24 protein-coding genes and 3 tRNA genes are annotated in these 23,128 nt (G+C 72.7%); 6 read left to right on the top strand and 21 right to left on the bottom strand.

Features of this window, described 5'->3' with window-relative positions; translation table 11 throughout:
- Nucleotides 1-2: 2 nt before the first annotated feature.
- The 6 genes from NRK68_RS20005 to NRK68_RS19980 all read right to left on the bottom strand — a co-directional run bounded on the left by NRK68_RS20005 (nt 3) and on the right by NRK68_RS19980 (nt 2,205).
- On the bottom strand, nt 3-572 hold the full coding sequence (locus NRK68_RS20005; protein WP_183066959.1) for a TetR/AcrR family transcriptional regulator: 570 nt from the start codon (nt 570-572) through the stop codon (nt 3-5).
- 168 nt (nt 573-740) lie between these two features.
- A complete protein-coding gene (locus NRK68_RS20000; RefSeq protein WP_257856355.1) occupies nt 741-1,169 on the bottom strand; it encodes a MaoC family dehydratase in 429 nt (142 codons plus the stop codon).
- Between the two features lies 1 nt (nt 1,170).
- Nucleotides 1,171-1,623, bottom strand: coding sequence for a MaoC family dehydratase N-terminal domain-containing protein (locus tag NRK68_RS19995; RefSeq protein ID WP_046779263.1), 453 nt, complete (start codon nt 1,621-1,623; stop codon nt 1,171-1,173).
- A 135-nt stretch (nt 1,624-1,758) separates the two neighbouring features.
- On the bottom strand, nt 1,759-1,923 hold the full coding sequence (rpmG, locus tag NRK68_RS19990; protein WP_007265873.1) for a 50S ribosomal protein L33: 165 nt from the start codon (nt 1,921-1,923) through the stop codon (nt 1,759-1,761).
- 88 nt (nt 1,924-2,011) lie between these two features.
- Nucleotides 2,012-2,084 (bottom strand) — tRNA-Met (locus tag NRK68_RS19985).
- Nucleotides 2,085-2,132: 48 nt separating this feature from the next.
- Nucleotides 2,133-2,205, bottom strand: a tRNA-Thr gene (locus tag NRK68_RS19980).
- Nucleotides 2,206-2,601: 396 nt separating this feature from the next.
- On the opposite strand from NRK68_RS19980, the gene NRK68_RS19975 reads away from it, so the two are divergent.
- Both NRK68_RS19975 and NRK68_RS19970 read left to right on the top strand, forming a co-directional pair.
- Complete coding sequence (locus tag NRK68_RS19975; protein WP_183066961.1) at nt 2,602-3,882, top strand: amidohydrolase family protein; 1,281 nt, start codon at nt 2,602-2,604, stop codon at nt 3,880-3,882.
- A gap of 49 nt (nt 3,883-3,931) precedes the next feature.
- On the top strand, nt 3,932-4,588 hold the full coding sequence (locus NRK68_RS19970) for an SDR family oxidoreductase (protein ID WP_183066962.1): 657 nt from the start codon (nt 3,932-3,934) through the stop codon (nt 4,586-4,588).
- 113 nt (nt 4,589-4,701) lie between these two features.
- On the opposite strand, the gene NRK68_RS19965 is transcribed toward NRK68_RS19970, so the two are convergent.
- Nucleotides 4,702-5,142 carry a DUF3574 domain-containing protein gene (locus NRK68_RS19965; protein WP_257856354.1) on the bottom strand — a complete coding sequence of 147 codons (441 nt, stop codon included), beginning with the start codon at nt 5,140-5,142 and terminating at the stop codon, nt 4,702-4,704.
- A gap of 119 nt (nt 5,143-5,261) precedes the next feature.
- A tRNA-Tyr gene (locus tag NRK68_RS19960) sits at nt 5,262-5,343 on the bottom strand.
- A gap of 201 nt (nt 5,344-5,544) precedes the next feature.
- On the opposite strand from NRK68_RS19960, the gene NRK68_RS19955 reads away from it, so the two are divergent.
- From NRK68_RS19955 to NRK68_RS19945, 3 genes are all read left to right on the top strand, one after another.
- A complete protein-coding gene (locus NRK68_RS19955) occupies nt 5,545-6,033 on the top strand; it encodes a YajQ family cyclic di-GMP-binding protein (protein WP_030030284.1) in 489 nt (162 codons plus the stop codon).
- 203 nt (nt 6,034-6,236) lie between these two features.
- The gene (locus tag NRK68_RS19950) at nt 6,237-7,664 is read left to right on the top strand and encodes a SulP family inorganic anion transporter (RefSeq protein WP_257856353.1); all 1,428 of its coding nucleotides are present in this window, start codon (nt 6,237-6,239) and stop codon (nt 7,662-7,664) included.
- A gap of 18 nt (nt 7,665-7,682) precedes the next feature.
- The gene (locus NRK68_RS19945; RefSeq protein WP_257856352.1) at nt 7,683-8,918 is read left to right on the top strand and encodes an APC family permease; all 1,236 of its coding nucleotides are present in this window, start codon (nt 7,683-7,685) and stop codon (nt 8,916-8,918) included.
- On the opposite strand, the gene NRK68_RS19940 is transcribed toward NRK68_RS19945, so the two are convergent.
- The 13 genes from NRK68_RS19940 to NRK68_RS19880 form a co-directional block, all read right to left on the bottom strand.
- A complete protein-coding gene (locus tag NRK68_RS19940; protein WP_183066966.1) occupies nt 8,902-9,426 on the bottom strand; it encodes an SMI1/KNR4 family protein in 525 nt (174 codons plus the stop codon). The genes NRK68_RS19945 and NRK68_RS19940 overlap by 17 nt on opposite strands.
- Nucleotides 9,427-9,537: 111 nt before the next feature.
- Nucleotides 9,538-9,930 (bottom strand): YccF domain-containing protein, encoded by a 393-nt coding sequence (locus NRK68_RS19935; RefSeq protein WP_030842592.1) that lies wholly within the window; start codon nt 9,928-9,930, stop codon nt 9,538-9,540.
- Nucleotides 9,927-10,790, bottom strand: coding sequence for a zinc metalloprotease HtpX (htpX, locus tag NRK68_RS19930; RefSeq protein WP_257856351.1), 864 nt, complete (start codon nt 10,788-10,790; stop codon nt 9,927-9,929). Before htpX ends, NRK68_RS19935 begins: the two co-directional genes overlap by 4 nt.
- Before the next feature lie 205 nt (nt 10,791-10,995).
- Nucleotides 10,996-12,528 carry an NADH-quinone oxidoreductase subunit N gene (locus NRK68_RS19925; RefSeq protein ID WP_183066968.1) on the bottom strand — a complete coding sequence of 511 codons (1,533 nt, stop codon included), beginning with the start codon at nt 12,526-12,528 and terminating at the stop codon, nt 10,996-10,998.
- A complete protein-coding gene (locus NRK68_RS19920) occupies nt 12,525-14,078 on the bottom strand; it encodes a complex I subunit 4 family protein (RefSeq protein WP_257857888.1) in 1,554 nt (517 codons plus the stop codon). Before NRK68_RS19920 ends, NRK68_RS19925 begins: the two co-directional genes overlap by 4 nt.
- 38 nt (nt 14,079-14,116) lie before the next feature.
- Nucleotides 14,117-16,165, bottom strand: a complete 2,049-nt coding sequence (locus NRK68_RS19915) for an NADH-quinone oxidoreductase subunit 5 family protein (protein WP_257856350.1) — start codon at nt 16,163-16,165, stop codon at nt 14,117-14,119.
- Nucleotides 16,162-16,545, bottom strand: a complete 384-nt coding sequence (gene nuoK / locus NRK68_RS19910; protein WP_183066971.1) for an NADH-quinone oxidoreductase subunit NuoK — start codon at nt 16,543-16,545, stop codon at nt 16,162-16,164. The genes NRK68_RS19915 and nuoK overlap by 4 nt, the downstream gene beginning before the upstream one ends.
- Nucleotides 16,545-17,162 (bottom strand): NADH-quinone oxidoreductase subunit J family protein, encoded by a 618-nt coding sequence (locus NRK68_RS19905; RefSeq protein WP_373023624.1) that lies wholly within the window; start codon nt 17,160-17,162, stop codon nt 16,545-16,547. Before NRK68_RS19905 ends, nuoK begins: the two co-directional genes overlap by 1 nt.
- Nucleotides 17,159-17,782 (bottom strand): NuoI/complex I 23 kDa subunit family protein, encoded by a 624-nt coding sequence (locus NRK68_RS19900; RefSeq protein ID WP_183066972.1) that lies wholly within the window; start codon nt 17,780-17,782, stop codon nt 17,159-17,161. Before NRK68_RS19900 ends, NRK68_RS19905 begins: the two co-directional genes overlap by 4 nt.
- Complete coding sequence (locus tag NRK68_RS19895; RefSeq protein ID WP_046779276.1) at nt 17,782-18,750, bottom strand: complex I subunit 1/NuoH family protein; 969 nt, start codon at nt 18,748-18,750, stop codon at nt 17,782-17,784. The genes NRK68_RS19900 and NRK68_RS19895 overlap by 1 nt, the downstream gene beginning before the upstream one ends.
- Complete coding sequence (locus tag NRK68_RS19890) at nt 18,747-20,264, bottom strand: NADH-quinone oxidoreductase subunit C (RefSeq protein WP_257856349.1); 1,518 nt, start codon at nt 20,262-20,264, stop codon at nt 18,747-18,749. Before NRK68_RS19890 ends, NRK68_RS19895 begins: the two co-directional genes overlap by 4 nt.
- Complete coding sequence (locus NRK68_RS19885; RefSeq protein ID WP_183066974.1) at nt 20,261-20,854, bottom strand: NADH-quinone oxidoreductase subunit B; 594 nt, start codon at nt 20,852-20,854, stop codon at nt 20,261-20,263. Before NRK68_RS19885 ends, NRK68_RS19890 begins: the two co-directional genes overlap by 4 nt.
- Nucleotides 20,845-21,252 (bottom strand): NADH-quinone oxidoreductase subunit A, encoded by a 408-nt coding sequence (locus NRK68_RS19880; protein ID WP_030012240.1) that lies wholly within the window; start codon nt 21,250-21,252, stop codon nt 20,845-20,847. Before NRK68_RS19880 ends, NRK68_RS19885 begins: the two co-directional genes overlap by 10 nt.
- A 147-nt stretch (nt 21,253-21,399) precedes the next feature.
- Here NRK68_RS19880 and NRK68_RS19875 point away from each other — a divergent pair, with 147 nt between their 5' ends.
- On the top strand, nt 21,400-22,602 hold the full coding sequence (locus tag NRK68_RS19875; RefSeq protein WP_257856348.1) for a sensor histidine kinase: 1,203 nt from the start codon (nt 21,400-21,402) through the stop codon (nt 22,600-22,602).
- Nucleotides 22,603-23,128 lie beyond the last annotated feature (526 nt).

Below are 23,128 nucleotides of genomic sequence, written 5' to 3'. Positions count from 1 at the left end.
TTTCACCTCTCCAGGCGGCCGGTGGTGCGGGCCGACGGGTAGAACCCCTCCCACACCCGATGCCCGGGCGGGAACCCCATCGCGGCCAGCGTGTTGATCAGCATTCCGTAGGCCATGAAGGTCGTCGTCTCCCGCGGGTCCGCACCCAGCGGCAGGTGGACGGTGTCCCAGAGCTCCATCCAGCCCTGGCGGACCAGCTCGCCGAGCTCGTGATCGCCGGCCGCCTCGGCGGCGGCGACGGTGACGTACATCTGGAGCTGCATCTGGAGCTTGTCGGGATCCTCCGTGATCAGCCGGGTGTAGGCGTTGGCCATGGCACGCTCGGCCTCTTCGCCGCTCAGTCCCTCGACGGCGGCGGCGAACACCTCACGCGTGTCCCGCAGGCAGCGCTCCGACGCGGCCAGGAAGATCGCCTGCTTGTTGGGGAAGAGCCGGAAGAGGTACGGCTGTGAGACTCCCACCCGCTTGGCGATCGTCTCGGTGGAGGTCCCGTAGTACCCGCCCCGGGCGAACTCGTGCATCGCCGCCCGGATGACGCTCTCGCGCCGCTCCTCTGCGCTCATCCTTGCCATACAACGAAGTTAGTACTCAATCACTAACTTGGTCAAGGGGTGCTGTGACGGCTCCCGGGCGGTGAGGGGGCGGCGCGAGGGGACGGGCGGTGGGGGCGCGACGGCGAGGGGACGGGCGGTGAGGGGGCGGGCGGCCCGCCCCCTCGTACACGCAGGTGCCGGCCGCGCTCAGGCCAGCGCGACCACCGCTCGGGACATGCCGAGGACCTTCTGGCCCGCGCTCATGGCCGTCAGGTCGACCCGTACGCGGTTGTCGTCCAGCTTCACCGCGACCTTGGCGGTGACCTCGATCAGCCCGCCCTGGTCGTCGTTCGGGACGACGACCGGCTTGGTGAAGCGCACGCCGTACTCGACCACCGCGCCCGGGTCGCCGACCCAGTCGGTGACCACGCGGATCGCCTCGGCCATGGTGAACATGCCGTGCGCGATCACGTCCGGCAGCCCGACCTCCTTGGCGAACTTCTCGTTCCAGTGGATCGGGTTGAAGTCGCCCGAGGCGCCTGCGTACTGGACGAGCGTGGCGCGCGTCACCGGGAAGGACGCCGCGGGCAGCTCCGTGCCGACCTCGACGTCGGCGTACTTGATCTGCGCTGCCATGTCAGGCCTCCTCGGGGGCGCGGGAGACGAGCTTCGTCCAGGCCGTCACCACGTGCTCGCCGGTCTCGTCGTGGACCTCGCCGCGGATGTCGATGATGTCGTTGCCCGCGAGCGACTTCACGGCCTCGATGGTGGAGGTCACCGACAGGCGGTCACCGGCACGCACCGGGCGGGAGTACGCGAACTTCTGGTCGCCGTGCACGACACGGCTGTAGTCCAGGCCCAGCTGCGGGTCCGCGACGACCTGGCCGGCCGCCTTGAAAGTGATCGCGAACACGAAAGTCGGCGGGGCGATCACATCGGAGTGACCGTAGGCCTTGGCCGCTTCGGGGTCGGTGTAGACGGGATTGGTGTCACCCACCGCGTCCGCGAATTCGCGGATCTTCTCCCGGCCGACCTCGTACGGATCGGTGGGCGGGTAGCTCCGCCCCACGAAGGACTGGTCGAGAGCCATGACTCACTACCTCCTGTTGAAGGGACACGAAACACACAGGGACAAAGACAGGAACGGGCACGGAAACGACACAAGGCCGCCCCCAATGAAGGGGACGACCTCATGACGGTGCCTGTATTCGAGACTTCGCTGGGGTCAGCGGGTCTCGCGGTGCGCGGTGTGCGAGTTGCAGCGCGGGCAGTGCTTCTTCATCTCCATGCGGTCCGGGTTGTTACGCCGGTTCTTCTTGGTGATGTAGTTCCGCTCCTTGCACTCCACGCAGGCCAGCGTGATCTTCGGGCGGACGTCGGTGGCAGCCACGTGAGTGCTCCTTGACGGACTATGGGACGGATGAACGCATAAAAGAGTAGCCGATCGGGAGACCGACCCCGCAATCGGCTACTGTGGGTAGCGGCGACCGGACTTGAACCGGTGACACAGCGATTATGAGCCGCTTGCTCTACCGACTGAGCTACGCCGCTTTGATGTGATCGGCTCCCCACCCGAGGGTGGGGAACCTCTCTCACCAGAGCCCCAATGCGGAATCGAACCGCAGACCTTCTCCTTACCATGGAGACGCTCTACCGACTGAGCTATTGGGGCGAGCGATGAAGACATTACACGGTTGCCCGCCGATCGCCCAAATCCTTTGCGGGAACAGGGCTCGGAGGGGGTCCGGCAGCCTCTCCCGATCAACTCGCAGGCCACTCCCGCCCCACTTCTCCTGCGGTTTGTGCGCGGGCTCACACCTGACGGGCCGGCGCAAGCCCCGGTGCGGGGGCGACGGGGCACGGAGGACACGAGGGGCGCGAGGACACGAGGGCGCGGCGGAGCGAGGGCACCACACCGGTACGACTATTGCCCTCTTCTGCCCTCTTCCGTGAAGCGGAGTGCGCCGCGCCCTAGGCTCTGAGCACGCTGCGTGATCTTGGGCGCAGGCCGCAGGCCGCAGGCCGCGGCCACGGCCCCGGGGACCGCCCGAGCCACCGCAGGAGCGCGATGTCCGACAGCCAGCCGCAGCAGCCGCCCCACGCCCCCCGCAGCGGCAACGGCGGCGGCCACGGCAACGCGGCCGCCGCCGACGCCAGCACCCTGCTGCTCGCCGGGGCCCGCCTCACGGACGGCCGCACCGTCGACGTCCGCCTCGGCGCCGGCCGGATCCAGGCCGTGGGGACCACGGGCAGCCTCTCCTCCCCCGTGCTGTCCCGGGTGGACCTCAGCGGCTACCTGCTGCTCCCCGCCCCGGCCGAGCCGCACGCCCACGGGGACACCGCGCTGACCGCCGACGGCGACGGGCCCGTCTCCTACGCCCCCGACGAGGTGCAGCGCCGCGCCACCGAGGCGGCCCTGCTCCAGCTCGGCCACGGCGCGACCGCCCTGCGCTCCCATGTACGCATCGGTGACATGCACGGTCTCGGCCCCATGGAGGCCGTGCTCCAGGCCCGGCGCTCGCTGCGCGGGCTCGCCGACCTGACCGCGGTGGCCGTCCCCCGGCTGCTGACCGGGGTGGCGGGGGCCGACGGGCTCGCCATGCTGCGGGACGCGGTCAAGATGGGCGCCTCGGTGATCGGCGGCTGCCCCGACCTGGACCCGGACCCGACCGGCTTCCTCGAGGCCGTCCTGGGGCTCGCCGACGAGCACGGCTGCCCCGTGGACCTGCACACCGACGGTGACGACCCGGCCCGGCTCGCCCGGCTCGCGGCCATGGCCGGCGGACTGCGCCCCGGGGTGACCGTCGGCCCGTGCGGCGGGCTGTCCCGGCTCCCGCTGGACGCGGCCGCCCGCGCCGCCGACCAGCTGGCCGCGGCCGGCGTCCGGGTGACCTGCCTGCCCCAGGGTGACTGCGCGGCCCTGGAACGCCGCGGCCTGCGCACCGCCCCCGTACGACTCCTGCGGGCCGCCGGCGTACGGGTCGCGGCCGGCAGCGGGGCCCTGCGGGACGCCGGGAACCCGGTCGGCCGCGGCGACCCGCTGGAGGCCGCGTACCTGCTCGCCTCCCAGGGCGGGCTGCGCGCCGGCGAGGCCTACGAGTCCGTCAGCGCCTGCGCCCGCGAGGCCATGGGCCTGCCGGAGGTGCGGGTGGAGGCGGGATTCCCCGCGGAGCTGCTCGCCGTACGCGGCGACCGGATCGCGGGCGTGCTGTCGCTCGCGTACAGCCGGATCGTGATCCACCGCGGACGGGTGGTGGCCCGTACGAGCGCCGTACGGGAGTACTGCGACTCCGCCGTCGCGGTGGCCCTGGACCTGCCCCGGCAGGGCCGCACGGAGCCGGGCCCCTGAGTGGGTGTCTTCCCGGGCGGGGGCGCCCGGCTCGTCGTACCGTCGGGGCATGCGCATCGTCATCGCGGGTGGACACGGTCGGATCGCGCTGCGGCTGGAGCGCCTGCTCGCCGCGCGCGGGTACGAGGTCGCGGGCATCATCCGCGACCTCGAACAGGGCGACGACCTCAGGGAGGCGGGCGCCGAACCGGTGCTGTGCGACCTGGAGTCGGCCACGGTGGAGCACGTGGCGGGGATTCTGCAGGGCGCGGACGTGGCGGTGTTCGCGGCGGGCGCCGGCCCCGGCAGCGGCGCCGGGCGCAAGGACACGGTGGACCGGGGCGCGGCGGTGCTGTTCGCCGACGCGGCCGAACGGGCGCGTGTACGGCGCTTCCTGATGGTCTCTTCGATGGGTGCGGACGCCCATCACGAGGGCGACGAGGTCTTCGACGTCTACCTGCGGGCGAAGGGCGAGGCCGACGACCACGTACGGACCCGGCTGGGTCTGGAGTGGACCGTCCTGCGTCCCGGCTCGCTGCTCGACGACGCCGGGAAGGGGCAGGTCCGCCTGGAGGCGCGGACGGGCCGGGGAGCCGTGCCGCGCGACGACGTGGCGGCGGTGCTGGCCGAGCTGGTGGAGACGCCCGCGACGGCGGGCCTGACCCTGGAGCTGATCTCCGGCTCGACGCCGGTCGAGGTGGCCGTGAAGGACGTGGCGGGCAACTGACGGCCCGCGGGGAGGCCGGCCTGCCGGGAGTCCGGCCTGCTGGGAGTCCGGCCTGCTGGGAGGCATGCCCGCGGGAGGCCGGCTCCGGTCCGGCCCGGCTCCCCGCCGACGGCTCAGAACGCCGCGTCCACCTTGTCGTCGGAGCGCCCGACGGAGTCCTGCCGGTAGCGGCTCTCGTAGGCGTCACGGATCCGCTCGATGCGCACGCTGCGGTCGTCGGCGTCCTTCTCCGGGTACAGCAGGACCACCTCGTAGGAGGCCTCGCGGACGATCCTGCCGTTCTCGCCGCGCCACTGGCCGTACCCGTCGTGGACGGTCAGCCCCTCGGGGAAGGCGGGGGTGATCTCCTGGTCCAGGAACCGCGTGAACTCCCGCTCCGCGACCGGCCCCCCGCCGTCCGTCCGTTCGGTGCCGAAGTACAGCCGGGTCTCCCGGTAGGGCTCCCCCACCTCCGTGTGCAGGGCGGCTCCCACGAGAGCCGGGATCCCCGCGCCGAGCAGGGCCACGAGCACCCCGCCGCCGACCTTCCCCCGCGTGTCAGATGTCCACTTCACCCCCGGTGAACGACGGGCGGCCCCCGACGATGCGGCCGCCACCCGTCACGCCCCGTCCAGGCGTACGAAAGAACCCCCGTCCACTGCGTTTCCGCAGATGAACGGGGGTTCCACTCGTGTGGCGGCGCCAGGATTCGAACCTGGGTAGGCTAAGCCGACGGATTTACAGTCCGCTCCCATTGGCCACTCGGGCACACCGCCATGGGATGTCACCTTCGATCACCGCTTGTCCGCGGTTCTCCCTGGCAACGACGTAAACGATACCTGATGACCGGGGGTGCTTCGCCACCGGATTGATCAGCGCCGCGGGTGGGTGTGGTGGCTAGGCTTTGCCGAGCGGTCCGGGGTTGTCCGGCCGCGCCCTCCGGGGCGATCGCAATCGACTTCAAGGAGCCACAGCACATGGCCGACTCCAGTTTCGACATCGTCTCGAAGGTCGAGCGGCAGGAGGTCGACAACGCCCTCAACCAGGCCGCCAAGGAGCTCTCGCAGCGCTACGACTTCAAGGGCACCGGCGCCACCATCGCCTGGTCCGGCGAGAAGATCCTGATGGAGGCGAACTCCGAGGAGCGCGTCAAGGCCGTCCTGGACGTCTTCGAGACCAAGCTGGTCAAGCGCGGGATCTCGCTCAAGGCGCTGGACGCCGGCGAGCCGCAGCTGTCCGGCAAGGAGTACAAGATCTTCGCCACGATCGAGGAGGGCATCTCCCAGGAGAACGCCAAGAAGGTCGCGAAGATCATCCGTGACGAGGGTCCGAAGGGCGTCAAGGCCCAGGTCCAGGGCGACGAGCTGCGCGTCAGCTCCAAGAGCCGCGACGACCTCCAGGCCGTCCAGGCCCTCCTCAAGGGCAAGGACCTGGACTTCGCGATCCAGTTCGTGAACTACCGCTGACCCGAGGTCCGCGACCTGTCACCACGCCGGCCCGGCGGTCCTCACCGACCGCCGGGCCGCGGTGGTTTGCGGGGTGCGTGGGGTGCGTGTGCCGGGCGCGTGCGGCGCGCGCGCTGCCGCGGGCTTCCGTGGGCACTTGGGGGGTGGTGAGTGCGCCCGGCACGGTGGTGGCATCACATCACCGCGTGGCAGGGGGTTCTCGCATGCCTGGGGCCGGCACGTTTCGCGAAGACTTCGCGGCGTCCGTCGTCGTCGCACTGGTCGCCGTCCCCCTGTGCGTGGGAGTGGCGGTCGCCTCCGGAGTGCAGGCCGAGCTGGGCATCGTCACCGGGGTGGTCGGGGGGCTGGTCACCGGCTGGTTCCGCGGGAGCTCGCTGCAGGTGAGCGGGCCCGCGGCCGGACTGACCGTGCTCGTCTACGAGGCGCTGCAGACGCACGGCGCGGCCGCCCTCGGGGTGCTGGTGCTGGCCGCCGGCGCACTGCAGCTGGGCATGGGGGTGCTGCGGCTCGGGCGGTGGTTCCGGGCGATCTCCGTGGCCGTCGTGCACGGGATGCTGGCCGGCATCGGGCTCGTACTGATCTCCGGGCAGCTCTACGCCCTGGGCGACGCGGACGCTCCCGGGCAGACCCTGGCGAAGCTGGGCGGGGTGCACGGCCTCGCGGCCCGGGCCGACTGGGCTGCGGTGCTGCTCGGGGTCGGGACCATCGCCGTCATGGTCGTCTGGCGCCGGGTGCCCGCCCGCCTGCGGCTGCTGCCGGGCGCCCTGGTCGGGGTGGCCGCCGCCGCCACCGTGGCCGGTCTGCTGCGGCTGCCCGTGGAGAAGGTGCGGGTGACGGGGGTTCTGGAGGCCGTTTCGCCGCCCACCTGGGGCGAGTTCGGGGTGCTGGCCTCCTTCGGCGCGGCCGGCACGGTGATCGCGCTGGCACTGATCGCCTCCGCCGAGACCCTCTTCAGCGCGGCCGCCGTGGATCGGATGCACGACGGGCCCAGGACGGAGTACGACCGGGAACTGATCGCGCAGGGCGTCGGCAACGGCGTCTGCGGGCTGCTCGGGGCGCTCCCGATGACCGCAGTGATCGTCCGCAGCGCCGCCAACGTGGAGGCCGGGGCGCGCACCCGTGCGGCCCGGGTGATGCACGGCGCCTGGCTGCTGCTCTTCGCCGTGGCCTTCCCGCGGGTGCTGGAGGCCGTTCCGCTGGCCGCCCTGGCCGGGGTGCTGCTGTACGCGGGATGGAAGCTGCTGCCGGTCAGGGCGGTGGCGGCGCTCTGGCGCACGCACCGGGGCGAGGCGGTGGTGCTGGTCACCACGGCCTGCGCGATCGTCGTCACCAACCTGTTCGAGGGGGTGCTGATCGGGCTGGGGCTGGCCATCGCCAAGGCGGCCTGGGAGACCTCCCACGTGCACATCGAGGAGGTGTGGGAGGGCGAGGAGCTGTGCGTGCGGGTCCTGGGGAACGCCAGCTTCCTGCGGCTGCCCAAACTGCTCGACGCACTGGACGCGCTGCCGCACGACCGGCCGGTGCGGCTCGACCTGAGCGGGCTGCGCCACCTCGACCACGCCTGCCTGACGGCCCTGGAGGGATGGGAGCGCACCAGGACGCCACTGCCCGGCCGGGAGGGCGTCATCTAGCCCGGTTACCCTCCGCCCGTGGAGAACGAGCTGAAACGCACTCTGGGGGTTTTCGACGCGGTCGTCGTCGGGCTCGGCGCGATGGTCGGCGCCGGGGTCTTCGCGGCCTTCGCCCCGGCCGCCCGGGCCGCGGGCGGGGCACTGCTCGCCGCCCTCGCCGTGGCGGCCGTGGTGGCCTACTGCAACGCGCACTCCTCGGCGCGGCTGGCCGCCCGCCATCCGGCCTCCGGCGGCACCTACGTGTATGGGCGGGAGCGGCTCGGGCCCTTCTGGGGCTTTCTGGCCGGCTGGGGGTTCGTGATCGGCAAGACCGCGTCCTGCGCGGCGATGGCACTGACGGTGGGTGCCTATGTATGGCCCGGGCGGGAGCACGCCGTGGCCGTGGCGGCGGTGGTGGCGATCACCGCCGCGAGCTACGGCGGTGTGCAGAAGTCCGCCCGGATCGCCCGGCTGATCGTGGCGGCGGTCCTCGCGGTCCTGGCCGCGGTGGTCGTGGTGTGCCTGTCCTCGGGGACGGCGCGACCGGAGCCTCCGGGCGCGTCGGACTGGACTGTCTTCGGGCTGCTGCAGGGCGCCGGCCTGCTGTTCTTCGCCTTCGCGGGCTATGCGCGGATCACCACCCTGGGCGAGGAGGTGCGTGATCCGCAACGGACGATCCCGCGGGCGGTGCCGCTCGCGCTGGGGATCGCCCTGCTGGTGTACACCGCGGTGGGTGTGGCGGTGCTGTCGGTGCTCGGTGTGGAGGCGCTGGCGGGGTCGTCGGCCCCGCTGGCCGACGCGGTCCGGGCGGCGGGGGCGCCGCAACTGGCGCCGGTGGTGCGGGTGGGTGCGGCCCTGGCCGCACTGGGCTCGCTGCTGGCGCTCGTGCTCGGGGTGTCGCGGACCGCGCTGGCGATGGCCCGGGACGGCCATCTCCCGCGCGCGCTGGCTGCCGTACATCCCCGGCATCAGGTGCCGCACCATGCCGAGCTCGCGGTGGGCGCGGTCGTGGCGGTGCTCGCGGCCACCGCCGATCTGCGGGGCGCGATCGGTTTCTCCTCCTTCGGAGTGCTCGCCTACTACGCGATCGCGAACGCTTCCGCGTGGACTCTCGATTCAGCTGTCAAGGGGCGGGCCGTGGCGGCGGTCGGGCTGTCCGGCTGTGTGGTGCTGGCGTGTGCGCTGCCTCTCGCGTCGGCGGTCGCGGGTGCCGCGGTGCTGGCGGTGGGCGTGGTGGCCTACGGGGTGCGGAGCCGGTTCAGATCCGGGATCTGAACTCCGCCCAGGGCGCCAGTTCCAGGTCGTAGGTGTCCCCCGCATCCGACTCCTCGCAGAACCAGGCGGTTCCGTCGAGCCAGCCGCGCAGCCAGTCCGCCAGGCCGGCGGTGTCGACGGACCAGGCGAGGTCCGGTTCGCCCGGGTTGGGGTCGAACAGCAGGACCTGGGCGGTGCCGGATCTGCAGTCGACGCAGGCGTACATGGCGCAGCCGAAGTCGGCGACGGGCAGGACCCCCTCGGGCCAGCGCCACCCGGACCCGCGCTGGGCCCGGTAGGCCCCGACGGCCTCGCGCAGCGGCAACAGGCCCTGCTCCGGGCCGAATCCGCCGTCCCCCACGCGCGTGTAGAGCAGGGCGAGCAGGGGCGGCAGCGGGAAGCCCAGTATGCCCTCGGCTCGGGCGATCTCCCCGGCGCCCAGCGGCGCCGGCAGGGGCTTTCCACGTCCGCGTGCGGAGTTGCGCGCGCGGCGTGCGACTTGCTGCAGCAACTGCTCGGTCTCGTTCATGCATTCATGGTGACGCACACCACTGACAGCCCGCCGGCCCTGTGGACAACTGCGCCGCGGACGGGCCTGGCCCGTCCGCGGCGCGGTGTCGAAGTGGGATGTCCGGTGCTGTCAGCGGGAGGCGAACGGGGCGTCCGTCGGGACGATTTCGCGGCCGAGCGGCAGCAGGGAGAGGGGGACCATCTTGAAGTTGGCGATGCCGAACGGGATGCCGATGATCGTGACGCAGAGGGCGATGCCCGTGACGATGTGGCCGAGGGCCAGCCACCAGCCCGCCAGCACCAGCCACAGGACGTTGCCGATGCAGGACGGGGCGCCCGCGTCGTGGCGCTCGACGGTGGTGTAGCCGAACGGCCAGAGGGCGTAGACGGCGATCCGGAAGGCGGCGATGCCGAACGGGATGCCGATGATGGTGATGCAGAGGAGCACACCGGCCAGCAGGTACCCCAGGAACAGCCAGATGCCGCTGAGGATGAGCCAGATGACGTTCAGGATTGTCTTCATTGGCGGCGGCCTGCCATCTGTTCGAGCCGGGCGATGCGCTCGGCCATCGGAGGGTGGGTGGAGAACATCTTGGTGAGGCCCGCACCTGGCCGGAACGGGTTGGCGATCATCATATGGCTCGCCGTTTCCAGGCGTGGTTCCGGCGGCAGCGGGAGCTGCTTGGTCCCCGCGTCCAGCTTGCGCAGGGCGCTGGCCAGGGCGAGCGGGTCACCGGTGAGCTGGGCTCCGGAGGCGTCGGCCTCGTACTCGCGGGAGCGGCTGATGGCCAGCTGGATCACCGAGGCCGCCAGCGGGCCCAGGATCATGATCAGCAGCATGCCGAGCAGACCGGGGCCCTCGTCGTCGTCCGACCGGCCGACGGGGATGAGCCAGGCGAAGTTCACCAGGAACATGATCACCGAGGCGAGGGCGCCGGCCACCGACGAGATGAGGATGTCGCGGTTGTAGACGTGGCTGAGCTCGTGGCCGATGACCCCGCGCAGTTCCCGCTCGTCGAGGATGCGCAGGATGCCCTCGGTGCAGCAGACCGCGGCGTTGCGCGGGTTACGGCCGGTGGCGAAGGCGTTCGGGGCCTCGGTGGGCGAGATGTAGAGGCGTGGCATGGGCTGGCGCGCGGACGTGGAGAGCTCGCGCACCATGCGGTAGAGCTGGGGAGCCTCGAATTCGCTGACGGGGCGGGCGCGCATCGCGCGTAGAGCCAGCTTGTCGCTGTTCCAGTACGCGTAGGCGTTCGTCCCGAGTGCGACGATGACGGCCACGATCAGGCCGGTCCGTCCGAAGAAGCTGCCGATGAGGATGATGAGTGCGGACAGCCCGCCGAGGAGTACGGCGGTCTTGAGCCCGTTGTGCCGGCGGTGCACGGTACGCCCTCCAAGTGGTGCGGCAGGGAAGCCCGTCATGGATCTGAGGGTCTACGGTCCAGTGGACCCTCCCTTCCTGGTCAACGCGAGGTGAGGGCGTCTGGTTCCCAGGGCGTGCCGGAGCGGCGGCCCGCCGCCGCCCCCTCGGCGGGGGCGGCGGGGCCGCTGCGGGCGTTGCTCCGGACGGGCGAGCGCCCGGTACGGGCTACTGCGTGAAGAGGCTCCCCGACGCGACGCGCAGGACGAGCTGCGGGGCGCCGGAGAGGACGAGCGCGGTGACCGCGGTCGCCACGATGGCCGCCGCGACCGGCCAGGGGGCCTTCGTACGGGCCTGGGCGGCCGGTGCGCCCTCGGGCGTGCGGAAGAGCAGCGCCGTCCACCGCAGGTAGTAGTAGAGGGCGATGACGACGTTGATCGCCATGAGCACGGCCAGCCAGCCCAGGCCCGCGTCGACGGCGGACTGGAAGACGGTGACCTTGGCGAAGAGCCCGATGATGCCCGGCGGCAGACCGGCCAGGCAGAGCAGGAAGAAGGCCAGGGACAGCGCGGCGAGCGGGCGCTCGGCGTACAGGCCGCGGTAGTCGCCGATGCGGTGGAGCGGCTTCGTGCGGGCGACGAGGGCGGCCACGGCGAAGGCGCCGAGGTTCACGGCGGCGTACATGAGGGCGTAGGCGAGGGTGGAGCCGATCTGGTCGCGCTCGGTGTACGCGGCCGCGGCGATCGGGACCAGGAGGTAGCCGGCCTGGCCGACCGAGGACCAGGCGAGCAGCCGTACGGCGCTGTTCGGGCGGTCGGCGGACTGCCGTACGGCGGCGGCGTTGCCGAGGGTCATGGTGAGCGCGGCGAGGAGGGCGACGGCCGGGCCCCAGACCTGCGAGTACGCCGGGAAGGCGATCACCGTGACGAGGATGAGGCCGGTGAAGCCGACGGCCTTGCCGATCACGGAGAGGTAGCCGGCGATGGGCAGGGGGGCTCCGACGTAGGTGTCGGGGACCCAGAAGTGGAAGGGGACGGCCGCGGTCTTGAAGGCGAAGCCGACGAGGGTGAGCGCGACACCGGCCATGGCGAGCGTGTCGAACTGCCCGGAGACGTCCTCCAGGCGGTCCGCGACCTGGGTGAGGTGCATCGATCCGGTGACGGCGTAGACGAAGCTGACGCCCATCAGCGACACGGCGGTCGCGGTGACGGAGGACAGGAAGAACTTCAGGGCGGCCTCGGAGGAGAGCCGGTCGCCGCGGCGCATGCCCACGAGCGCGAAGGCGGGCAGGGAGGCGACCTCCAGCGCGACGATCAGGGTGGCGAGGTCGCGGGAGGCGGGCAGCAGGGCGGCGCCGGCGGCGGAGGAGAGCAGCAGGAACCAGTACTCGCCGGCGGGCATCCGGGTGTCACGGACGGCGGTGACCGACAGGAGCGCGGTGAGCAGGGCGCCGGCCAGCACCAGGAACTGGACGACCACGGTGAAGTGGTCGGCGACGTAGCTGCAGGCCTCCGGGTCGGCGGTGAGGCAGAAGGTGGAACGGTCGCCGGAGCGCAGCGGCAGCAGGGTGGCGGTCGCGGCGGCGAGGCCGGCCACGGAGATCCAGCCGAGGGCGGGCTTGTGGCGCTCGGCGACGAAGAGGTCGGCGACGAGGACGGCCAGGCCGACGACGGCGGTGATCACCACGGGTGCGATGGCGAGCCAGTCGACGGACTGGACCAGGCTGGGGGTGTCGGCCGCGAGGACCGTCAGGGCCGTCATGAGGTGCCTCCTGCGAGGAGCTGCTGGACGGCCGGGTCGGTGAGGCCGAGGAGGAGCGCGGGCCACAGGCCGGCGAGGACGGTGAGGGCGACGAGCGGGGTCCAGGCGGCGAACTCGTAGCGGTGGACGTCCGCGACGGTGAGCTCGGGGCCGGCCTTCGGGTCGCCCATGCAGACGCGCCGTACGACGACCAGCAGGTAGGCGGCGGTGAGCAGGGTGCCGAACGCGCCGACGGCCGTGTACGTGAGGAACGCGGGGCGGGGCAGGCCGCCTGCCGGGTCGAACGCGCCGAAGAGGGCCAGCATCTCGCCCCAGAAGCCGGCCAGGCCGGGCAGGCCCAGGGAGGCGACGGCGGCGAAGGCGAGGAGGGCGCCGAAGCGGGGGGCGCGGCCGTAGAGGGCGGCGCCGGTGGCTCCGGCGAGGGTGTCGAGGTCGGCGGTGCCGTAGCGGTCCTTGAGAGCGCCGACCAGGAAGAAGAGGAGGCCGGTGATCAGGCCGTGGGCGATGTTGGCGAAGAGGGCGCCGTTGACGCCGGTGGGGGTCATGGAGGCGATGCCGAGGAGGACGAAGCCCATGTGGCCGACGGAGGAGTAGGCGATGAGGCGCTTGAGGTCGCCCTTGTTCCCCTTGCGGGCCAGCGCGAGGCAGGCGAGCGATCCGTAGACGATGCCGACGACGGCGAAGGCGCCCAGGTAGGGGGCGAAGGCGGCCATCCCGTCGGGGGTGACGGGGAGCAGGATGCGGACGAACCCGTACGTGCCCATCTTGAGCAGGACGCCGGCCAGCAGGACGGATCCGACGGTGGGGGCGGCGGTGTGGGCGTCGGGCAGCCAGGTGTGCAGGGGCCACATCGGGGTCTTCACGGCGAGGCCGAGGCCGATGGCCAGGACGGCCAGGAGCTGCGTGGTGCGGGACAGCTCGCGGCCGTTGTCAGTGGCGAGTGCCACCATGTCGAATGTGTCCGCCGTCACACCGATGAGGAGGAGGCCGAGCAGCATGACGACGGAGCCGAGCAGCGTGTAGAGGATGAACTTCCAGGCGGCGGCCTGCCGCTGGGCACCGCCCCAGCGGGCGATGAGGAAGTACATCGGGATGAGGACCATCTCGAAGGCCAGGAAGAAGAGCAGCAGGTCGAGGACGGCGAAGGTCGCGAGGGTGCCGGACTCGAGTACGAGGAGCAGTGCGACGAAGGCCTTCGGGGAAGGGCCCGCGGGGAGCTTGAAGTAGCTGTAGAGCGCGCAGAGGAAGAACAGCAGCGCGGTCATCACGAGGAGGGGGAGCGAGATGCCGTCGACACCGAGGTGGATCCGGACGTCAAGCGCCGGGATCCAGCTGATGTCCGTCGTCGCCTGGAAGCGGGCGGGGGCGTCGTGGTCGAAGCCGAGGGCGAGGGCGACCGCCGCGGCGAGGATCACGCCGGTCACGGTCACGCCGTGCCGGAGCACGGCCTGCTCGGGGCTGCGGCCCTTGAGGCCGGGCGGGGCCGGCAGGAGGGCCGCGACGGCGCCGAGGAGCGGTGCGGCCACGAGGAACGCCAGAAGGAACTGCATCACGGACGGGCTGATATCAATCACGGCTGACTCACGGCTCACGATCCGGCGTTGACGTTGGCGAGGACGGCGGTGGCGATCGCCAGGACCACGGCGCCGGCGAGCAGGGCGCTCAGGTAGCTCTGCACGTTGCCGGTCTGGGCGCGGCGTACGAGGCCGCCGAGCAGCCGGGTGCCGCTGCCCGCGCCGCGGACGTAGGTGTCCACGACCTCGCGGTCGAGGAAGCCGACGAGGCGGGCGGCGGCGCGGACGGGGCGCACGAAGAGCCGGTCGTAGACGGCGTCCAGGTGGAATCCGTCGGCGGCGTGGCGGTGCAGCGGGCCCAGGAGGGCCCGGCCGGGGTCGGCGGCGGGACCCGCCGGGACGGCGGGGTGCTCGTGGGTGACCTCCGCGACCTCGGGCGTCTCGGCCGCGGACTCGGCTGCCGCGGTGGCCGCGGACACCGTGGCGGCCACGGCGGCGGGCTGCTCGGCGGCGGTGACACGGCGGGCGGGTCCGGCCGCGGGGGCCGTGGCGGCCCTGGCTGTGGCGCGCTGCCAGAGGGCGTAGGTGAGCATCGCGCCGATGACGGCGGCGCCCGTGCCGAGGACCGATGTGGCCACGGTCGGGGTGAGGGCCCTGCCGTCGAACCAGTCGGCGAGGGAGCCCGCGGCGAGGCCGAAGGCGACCGACGGGACGGCGAGCAGCCACAGCACGCCGGTCATGGCGAGGGGCTCCTTGCCGTGGTCGGGGGCGGGGGTGCCCCGGCCGCGGAAGGCCATCAGCCACAGGCGGGCGGCGTAGGCGGCGGTGAGCAGGGCGGTGAGCACGCCGGAGATCAGCACCAGCCAGCCGGCGGCGCTGGGAGCGAGGTCCGAGTGGCCGGTGGCGGTCTGCTCGGCGGCGACGAGGACGGCTTCCTTGGAGAAGAAGCCGGCGAAGGGCGGGATGGCGGCGAGCGCGAGCAGCGCGATCGTCATCGTCCAGAAGGCGTCGGGAATGCGCTTGGCCAGGCCGTCCATCCGGGACATGGCGGCCAGGGAGTTCGTACCGGCGGCGTGGATGATCACGCCCGCGCCCAGGAAGAGGAGCGCCTTGAAGGCGCCGTGGGACAGGAGGTGGAAGACGGCGGCGCCGCGGTCGGCGACGGCCAGGGCGCCGGTCATGTAGGCGAGCTGGCCGATCGTGGAGTAGGCGAGGACCCGCTTGATGTCGTCCTGGGCGAGGGCGGCGAGGGCGGAGCCGACCATCGTGACGGCCGCCATGGCGGCCATGACGACCAGTGCGGCGGCGGAGGCGGCGAAGACGGGCAGGAGGCGGGCGATGAAGTAGACACCGGCGGCGACCATCGTCGCGGCGTGGATCAGTGCCGAGACGGGGGTGGGGCCGGCCATCGCGTCGGGGAGCCAGGTGTGCAGCGGGAACTGCGCGGACTTGCCCGCGACGCCGGCGAGCAGGAGCAGTGCGATCAGCGTCGGGTGGTCGAGTCCGCCGCTGGCGACGGTCCCGAGGATCTTCGTGATCCGGAAGGAGCTGGCGTCGGTGGCGAGCGCGAACAGGCCGATCAGGAAGGGGACGTCGCCGAGCTTGGTGACGAGGAAGGCCTTCAGGGAGGCGGAGCGGGCCGCTTCGGTCTCCCAGTAGTGGCCGACGAGGAAGTAGGAGCAGATGCCCATGACTTCCCAGCCGACCAGCAGCACCATCAGGTCGCCCGAGTAGACGACGAGCAGCATGGCGGAGGTGAACAGGGAGACGAGAGCGGCGTACGACGGGTAGCGCGGGTCCTCACGGAGGTACGCCGTGGAGTAGAGCTGTACGCAGGTGGCGACGACCCCGACCAGGACGGCGACCAGTGCGGCGAAGCCGTCGATGTAGAGCGAGAGATCGATCGGCACCGAGCCGGTCGGGGTCAGCTCGGTCGCGGTGCTGATCGGCTGTCCGCCGCCCTGGCGGACGGCGACGGTCACGGCCAGGACGGCGGCGGCGAGCGTCGGCAGGATCGCGAGGGGGCGGACGAATCCGGGGGCGGTGCGGCCGAGCAGCAGGCCCGCCACCGCACCCAGGAAGGGGAGCAGCGGGACGAGGACGGCGAGGGTCGTGGTGCTCACGCGGCGACCTCCGGCCGGGCGGTGCTGGTGGGGCCTGCGGTGCTGTCGCCGGTGGCATTCGGGTCGGGCTCGTGGCCCTCGGCGGTGTCGCGCAGGCGGTCGACGTCCGAGGTGCCGCGGTTGCGGTAGACCATCAGCACGATCGCGAGGCCGATGCCGATCTCGGCGGCGGCGATGGCGATGGTGAAGAGGGTGAGGGCCTGGCCGGCGTGCAGGGTGTCGCGCAGCCAGACGTCGAAGGCCACCAGGTTGAGGTTGACGGCGTTGAGCATCAGCTCGACGGACATCAGGACCAGGATGGCGTTGCGGCGGGCGAGCACTCCGTACAGGCCCGTGCAGAAGAGGAGCGCCGCGAGCACGGCGGGGTAGGCGAGGTGCATCAGCGCTTCCCCTTGTCACGGGCGTCGGCGTCACGGGTGTCGGCGTCACGGGCGTCGGCGGGGTCGTTGCGGCGGGACAGCACGATGGCGCCGACCAGGGCGGCGAGGAGGAGGACGGAGAGCGCCTCGAAGGGCAGCACCCAGTGCTGGAAGAGGATCTCGCCGGAGACCTTGGTGGAGCCCTGTACCGGCCCGTCGAGGTCGATCCAGGTGGTGCGGAAGGCGTCGACGACCACCCAGACGAGGGCGGCGGCGGCGACGACGGCGACGCCGAGGGCGATCGGGCGGTTGCCGGAGTCGGCGTCCGGGGAGCGGCCGATGGGGGCCTTGGTGAGCATCAGCCCGAACAGGAGGAGGACGATCACGGAACCGAGGTAGATCAGGACCTGGACCCAGGCGATGAACTCGGCGGTCAGCAGCAGGTACTCGACGGCGATGCCGCCGAGTGCGACGACCAGCCAGAGGGCGGCGTGCACCAGCTGCTTGGTGGTGACCGTGACGAGGGCCGCGCCGAAGGTGGCGAGGCCCACGAGGAGGAAGGCGATCTCGACGCCGGTCGGGGACAGGAAACCGGGCCCGGTGGTGGCGGCTGCGGCCAGGGTGGCGGCGGGGGTCACGCGTCTCCCTCCGGGGTCGGGGTGGCCGGCGGTTCGTTCTCGGCCGCCCGGGCGGCGGCTTCGGCTGCTGCGGTCGCCTCGGCCGCCGCCGCGGCGGCGGCTGCCGCTTCGGCCTTCTCCACCGCCTTGCGGGCGGCGGCGATCTCCTTGGGCTCCTCGGCGGCCGGGTCCAGGGCGGGCGGGGCCGGGACGGTCCACATCCACTCGCGGAGTTTGTCCCGCTCGTGGGTCAGCTCGTGGATGTCGGTCTCCGCGTACTCGAACTCCGGCGACCAGAAGAGCGCGTCGAAGGGGCACACCTCGATGCAGATACCGCAGTACATGCAGAGGGAGAAGTCGATGGCGAAGCGGTCGAGCACGTTGCGGCTGCGCTCACGGCCACCGGGGGTGGAGGCGGGGACCGTCTCCTTGTGGGAGTCGATGTAGATGCACCAGTCGGGGCACTCACGGGCGCAGAGCATGCAGACCGTGCAGTTCTCCTCGAACAGGCCGATGACCCCGCGGGAGCGGGGCGGGAGTTCGGGCTGGACGTCGGGGTACTGGGCCGTGTGCGAGCGCTTCGTCATCGTGCGCAGGGTGACGGCCAGGCCCTTGGCGAGGCCGGATCCGGGGATGGGCATTACTGGATCGCCACCTTCACGATGCCGGTGAGCGCGATCTGGGCGAGCGCGAGCGGGATGAGTGTGGTCCAGGCGAGCTTCTGGAGCTGGTCCTCGCGCAGGCGCGGGTAGCTCACGCGCAGCCAGATCACGACGAAGGCGAGGACTGCGGTCTTGAGCAGGGTCCAGACCCAGCCGAGGTCCTCGGCGCCGAAGGGGCCGTGCCAGCCGCCGAGGAAGAGGACGGTGGTGAGGAAGCAGAGGACGACGATGCCGGCGTACTCGGCGAGCAGGAAGAGCGCGAAGCGCAGGCCGGTGTACTCGGTGTACGCGCCGAAGATGATCTCGGAGTCGGCGACGGGCATGTCGAAGGGGGGTCGCTGCAGTTCGGCGAGGCCCGCGGTGAAGAAGACGAGCGCGCCGACGATCTGCCAGGGCAGCCACCACCACTCGAAGGCCTCCACGATCCCGGGGAGGGAGACCGTCCCGGCGGCCATCGCCACGGAGGCGGCGGCGAGCAGCATGGGGAGTTCGTAGGCGAGCAGCTGCGCGGCGGTGCGGAGGCCGCCGAGCAGGGAGAACTTGTTCGCGGAGGCCCAGCCGGCCATGAGGGAGCCGAGGACTCCGACGCCCATGACGGCGAGAACGAAGAACACTCCGGCGTCGATGACCTGGCCGACCGCGCCCTCGCCCGGGCCGATGGGGATGGCGAGGAGGACGAGGAGGTACGGCAGCAGGGCGACGGCGGGGGCCAGCTGGAAGATCCGGCGGTCGGCGCCCGCGGGGACGACGTCTTCCTTCTGCGCGAACTTCACGCCGTCGGCGACGAGCTGGGCCCAGCCGTGGAAGCCGCCGGCGTACATGGGGCCGAGGCGGCCCTGCATGTGGGCCATCACCTTGTGCTCGGTCTGCCCGACGACGAGCGGGAGCACGAGGAAGACGGCGAAGACGACGATCAGCCGCAGGGCGACGTCGAGGACGTCGTTCACGCGTCGCCTCCGGTGTCGGTGGTGGGGTGGTCGGTCTCGGGGGACGGGGATTTCCCGGGCCCGGCCTTCGGGGCCGGGTCGGGGGCCGGCTCGTCGAAGGCGGGCTTCGGGTCGTGCCAGGGGGCGTCGGAGCTGCGGGGTGCCGTGCGGCGCGGGGCGCGCGGCGCGGGCTCCGCGGCCGGAGCCGCCTCGGTGGCCCGGCTCGCGGAACCGTCCGCTGCCGAGCGGGTACGGCGCGGCGCGCGCGGCGCGGCTTCGGGAGCCTCCGTGCCAGGGGCGGCCTCGGTGGCCTGGCTCGCCGAGCCGTCGGCCGCCGAGCGGGAGCGGCGCGGCGGGCCGGCCGGGGCGTCGGCGTCCGGGTCGGTCTCCGCGGCCTGGCTCGCGGAGCCGTCGGCCGCCGAGCGGGAGCGGCGCGGCGGGCCGGCCGGGGCGTCGGCGTCCGGGGCGGCCTCCGCGGCCTGGCTCGCGGAGCCGTCGGCTGCCGAGCGAGTGCGGCGCGGCGGGTGGGCCGGGGTGTCCGTGCTCGGAGCAGCATCGTCCGCGGCAGCGGCGTCGGCCGCCTGGCTCGCGGAGCCGTCGGCCGCGGAGCGGGTGCGGCGCGGCGGGTGGGCCGGGGTGTCCGTGCTCGGGGCGGTCTCCGCGGCCTGGCTTGCCGAGCCGTCGGCGGCGGAGCGGGTACGGCGGGCCGGGCGGGCCGCGGGCTCAGTGGCCGGAACGGCGGTCTCCGGCGCCTGGCTTGCCGAGCCGTCCGCTGCCGAGCGGGCACGGCGGGCCGGAGCGTCCGCCTGCGGGGCGGCCTCGGCCGCCTGGGTTGCCGAGCCTTCGGCCACCGAACGGGTGCGGCGGACGGGGGCGCCCTCGCGCGGCGCACGGGCGGCGGCGCCGGCCGCTCCCGCGGCGCGCGGGGTACGGGCCGGGCGGGCCGGGGCGGGCGGGAGCTGGCCCTTCATCGGGCCCCAGTCGTTGGGGTCCGGCACGCCGGGCGGCAGCATCTGACGGCGCTTCGGGGCGTCCGGGTCGTGGGCCTCGCCCGGCTCCTTCGCACCCGGCCAGGCCTTCGCGACGCGTGCGGCCAGCACGAAGTCCTTGCGCAGCGGGTGCCCCTCGAAGTTCTCCGGGAGGAGGAGGTGCACCAGGTTCGGGTGGTCGGTGAAAGTGATCCCGAACATTTCGAACGTCTCGCGCTCGTGCCACTCCGCCCCCGCGTAGACGGCGACGGCCGACGGCAGCGAGGCGGCGCCGTGCGGAACGGTCGTGCGCAGCAGCAGCCTGCGCACCCGCTGGTTCTCCAGCGAGGCGACGTGCGCGCAGATCCGGAAGCCGGTGCCGGGCTCGTCCACGGCGCTCAGCCAGTCGAAGTACGTGCAGCCCAGCTTGTCCCGGGCGATCTCCAGCGAGGAGATCCAGCTGCCGACGGGCACGTCCACCGTGAGGACGTCGTACGAGAGCTCGGCGGTGGCCTCGGCTCCGAAGACGGTCGGCGCGGCGTCGGGAAGGGAGTCGTAGAGGTTCACGCGCCGGCCCCCCGGGCGGGCGCGGGCGGGGGCGTGACCAGGCCGCTGGTGAGCTGGGAGACGGACGGGCCCGCGGCGTACCGCTCGGCCAGCGACTCGCGTGCGATCTTCTCCTGGAGCTTGAGGATGCCCTGGAGGAGCGCCTCCGGCCGGGGCGGGCAGCCGGGCACGTAGACGTCGACGGGGATGATCTGGTCGACGCCCTTCGTCACCGAGTACGAGTCCCAGTACGGGCCGCCGCAGTTGGAGCAGGCGCCGAAGGAGATGACGTACTTCGGCTCCGGCATCTGCTCGTAGAGCCGCTTGACGGCGGGGGCCATCTTGTCCGTGACGGTGCCCGAGACGATCATCAGGTCGGCCTGGCGCGGACCCGGCGCGAAGGGGATGACCCCGAGGCGGATGAAGTCGTGCCGGGCCATCGACGCGGCGATGAACTCGATCGCGCAGCAGGCGAGGCCGAAGTTGAAGACCCACAGGCTGTACCGGCGGCCCCAGTTCAGGACCACCTTCATCGGTTCCGGGGCCAGACGGGAGAGGACTCCGAGGCGCTTGGGCTCCGGGAGCAGCTCCGGCTGAGGTGTCACGTCCATTCGAGGACGCCCTTCTTGTACGCATAGAGCAGGCCGACGGCCAGGAAGCCCAGGAAGATGAACATCTCGACCAGGGTCGTGGCGCCGTAGCCGGCGGCGGCGAACACCGTCGCCCACGGGAACAGGAAGATCGAGTCGACGGCGAAGATGACGTAGAGGAAGGCGTAGACGTAGTAGCGGACCTGGGTGTGCGCCCAGCCCTCGCCGACGGGGTCCACGCCGCACTCGTAGGTCAGCAGCTTCTCGGGGGTCGGGACGACGGGCCGCAGCAGGCGGCCCGCGCCGAAGGCGACGGCCACGAAGAGCACGCCGAGGGCGGCCAGCAGACCGACGACCGAATAACTCCGGAAGTAGTCCGCCGCGAGCACGGTTACGGTCGATACCGTTGGTTCGGGCACGTCCGTTCCTCGCTCCTCGGTCACTGTCGACGATCTGGTACGGACGGGAGTCTAGGGCCTGCCTCACACGGGGTGGGGTTATCCCCCGTTCACAGCACCCCGGCCACCCCATGGCATCAGCGAGCCGCGCTTGACAGGCTGTGGCGCATGACGACGAGCCTTGCCATCGCCGACAACGACGCGCCTCCCCGCGTACGGCCCGTATTCAGCGCGGCCACGTGGAAGGAAATCGCCCATCTGGTGACCAATCTGCCGGAGGCGATCCTCGGTTTCGTTTACGCGGTTGTCATGGTTTTCACCGCGGGCGGTCTTTCCGTGACCGCGATCGGACTTCCTCTGCTTGCGGTCGGTCTCTTTTTGTCTCGTCAATTGGGACGGCTGGAGCGGGCCCGCGCACGGCTGCTGCTGGGCGTCCGGGTGGAGGAGCCGACCCCGATCCCCGGGCCGCGGCGGTCCGGCGGATTCTTCCCCTGGTTGTGGACGAGCATCAAGGATCCGGTCGGCTGGCGGACCGTGCTGTACCAGCTGATCCGGCTGCCCTGGGGGGTGCTCACCTTCACGGTAGTCCTGACCGGGCTGTTCGTGCTGTGGCCGGTGCTGCCGTATGTGGTGCGGCTGCTGGCGAACGCGGACCGCGCGATGGTACGCGGGCTGCTGTCGCCCTCCGACGACCTGGAGCGGCGGATCGCGGAGCTGGAGTCCGACCGGGGCGTGGTGGTCGACACCGCGGCGGCGGACCTGCGGCGCATCGAACGGGACCTGCACGACGGGGCGCAGGCGCGGCTGGTGGCGCTGGCGATGGGGCTGGGCCTGGCGAAGGAGAAGCTGCTGGAGGACCCGGAGGGCGCGGCGGCGATGGTCGACGAGGCCCACGGGGAGGTGAAGCTGGCACTGCAGGAGCTGCGGGACCTGGCGCGGGGGATCCATCCGGCCGTGCTGACCGACCGGGGGCTGGACGCGGCGCTGTCGTCGGTGGCGGCGCGGTGCGTGGTGCCGGTGAAGGTGGTCGTGGACCTGCCGTCGGGGCAGGAAGCGCGGCCGGCGGAGGCGATCGAGGGGATCGCGTACTTCGTGGTGTCCGAGCTGCTGCAGAACGTGAGCAAGCATGCGGGGCCGGGGGCGCGCGGCGCGACCGTGGAGGTGTGGCGGGCGGGTGCCCGGCTGATGCTGCGGGTGTCCGACGACGGGCGGGGCGGGGCGGACACGTCGTCCGGCGGGACCGGGCTGGCGGGGCTGGCGGAGCGGCTGGACGCGGTGGACGGGGTGCTGGTGGTGGACTCCCCCGAGGGGGAGGGGACGGTGGTGACGGCGGAGCTGCCGTGGCGTGACCGGGGGCCCGGCCGGGGCTGAGGCCTTGGCCGTGGCCTTGGCCGTGGCCTTGGCCGGGGCCGTGGCCGTGGTTCGTTGACGCGGGACTCCCGTCCGGGGTGGCGGGGGTCCCGTTCGTCTGTCCGGGGCCACGCCGCATCCCGGGGCGCCGCCCGGGGCCCCGCGCCTCGAACGCCGGCGGGGCTGGATGTGCCGGCGCGGCTCTGGAGATCCCGCCGTGGCGCAGCCCATATCGGGGCGGCCCCGACGGGCCGGGGCTGCGGACGCCGGTGGGGTGGGGATCGCGTTCGTCTGCCCGGCGCGGCGCCGCCCGGGGCCCCGCGCCTCGAACGCCGGCGGGGCTGGATGTGCCGACGCGCGCGGATCCGGCCCTCGCTGAGCCGGGTACCGGGCGGCCCTGACGGCCCGGGGCTGCGGAGGCCGGTGGGGCGGGCCCGTTCGTCTGCCCGGCGCGGGGCCGCCCGGGGTTCCGCGCCTCAAACGCCGGCGGGGCTGGATATGCCGGCGCGCGCGGCTCTGGAGGATCCCGCCGTGGCGCAGCCGGTAC

This window comes from Streptomyces yangpuensis (genome assembly GCF_024666385.1).
GTDB classification, from domain to species: Bacteria; Actinomycetota; Actinomycetes; order Streptomycetales; family Streptomycetaceae; genus Streptomyces; species Streptomyces yangpuensis.
The sequence above is the reverse complement of the archived record's forward strand: the minus strand, read 5'-3'. Positions and strand labels throughout refer to the sequence as shown.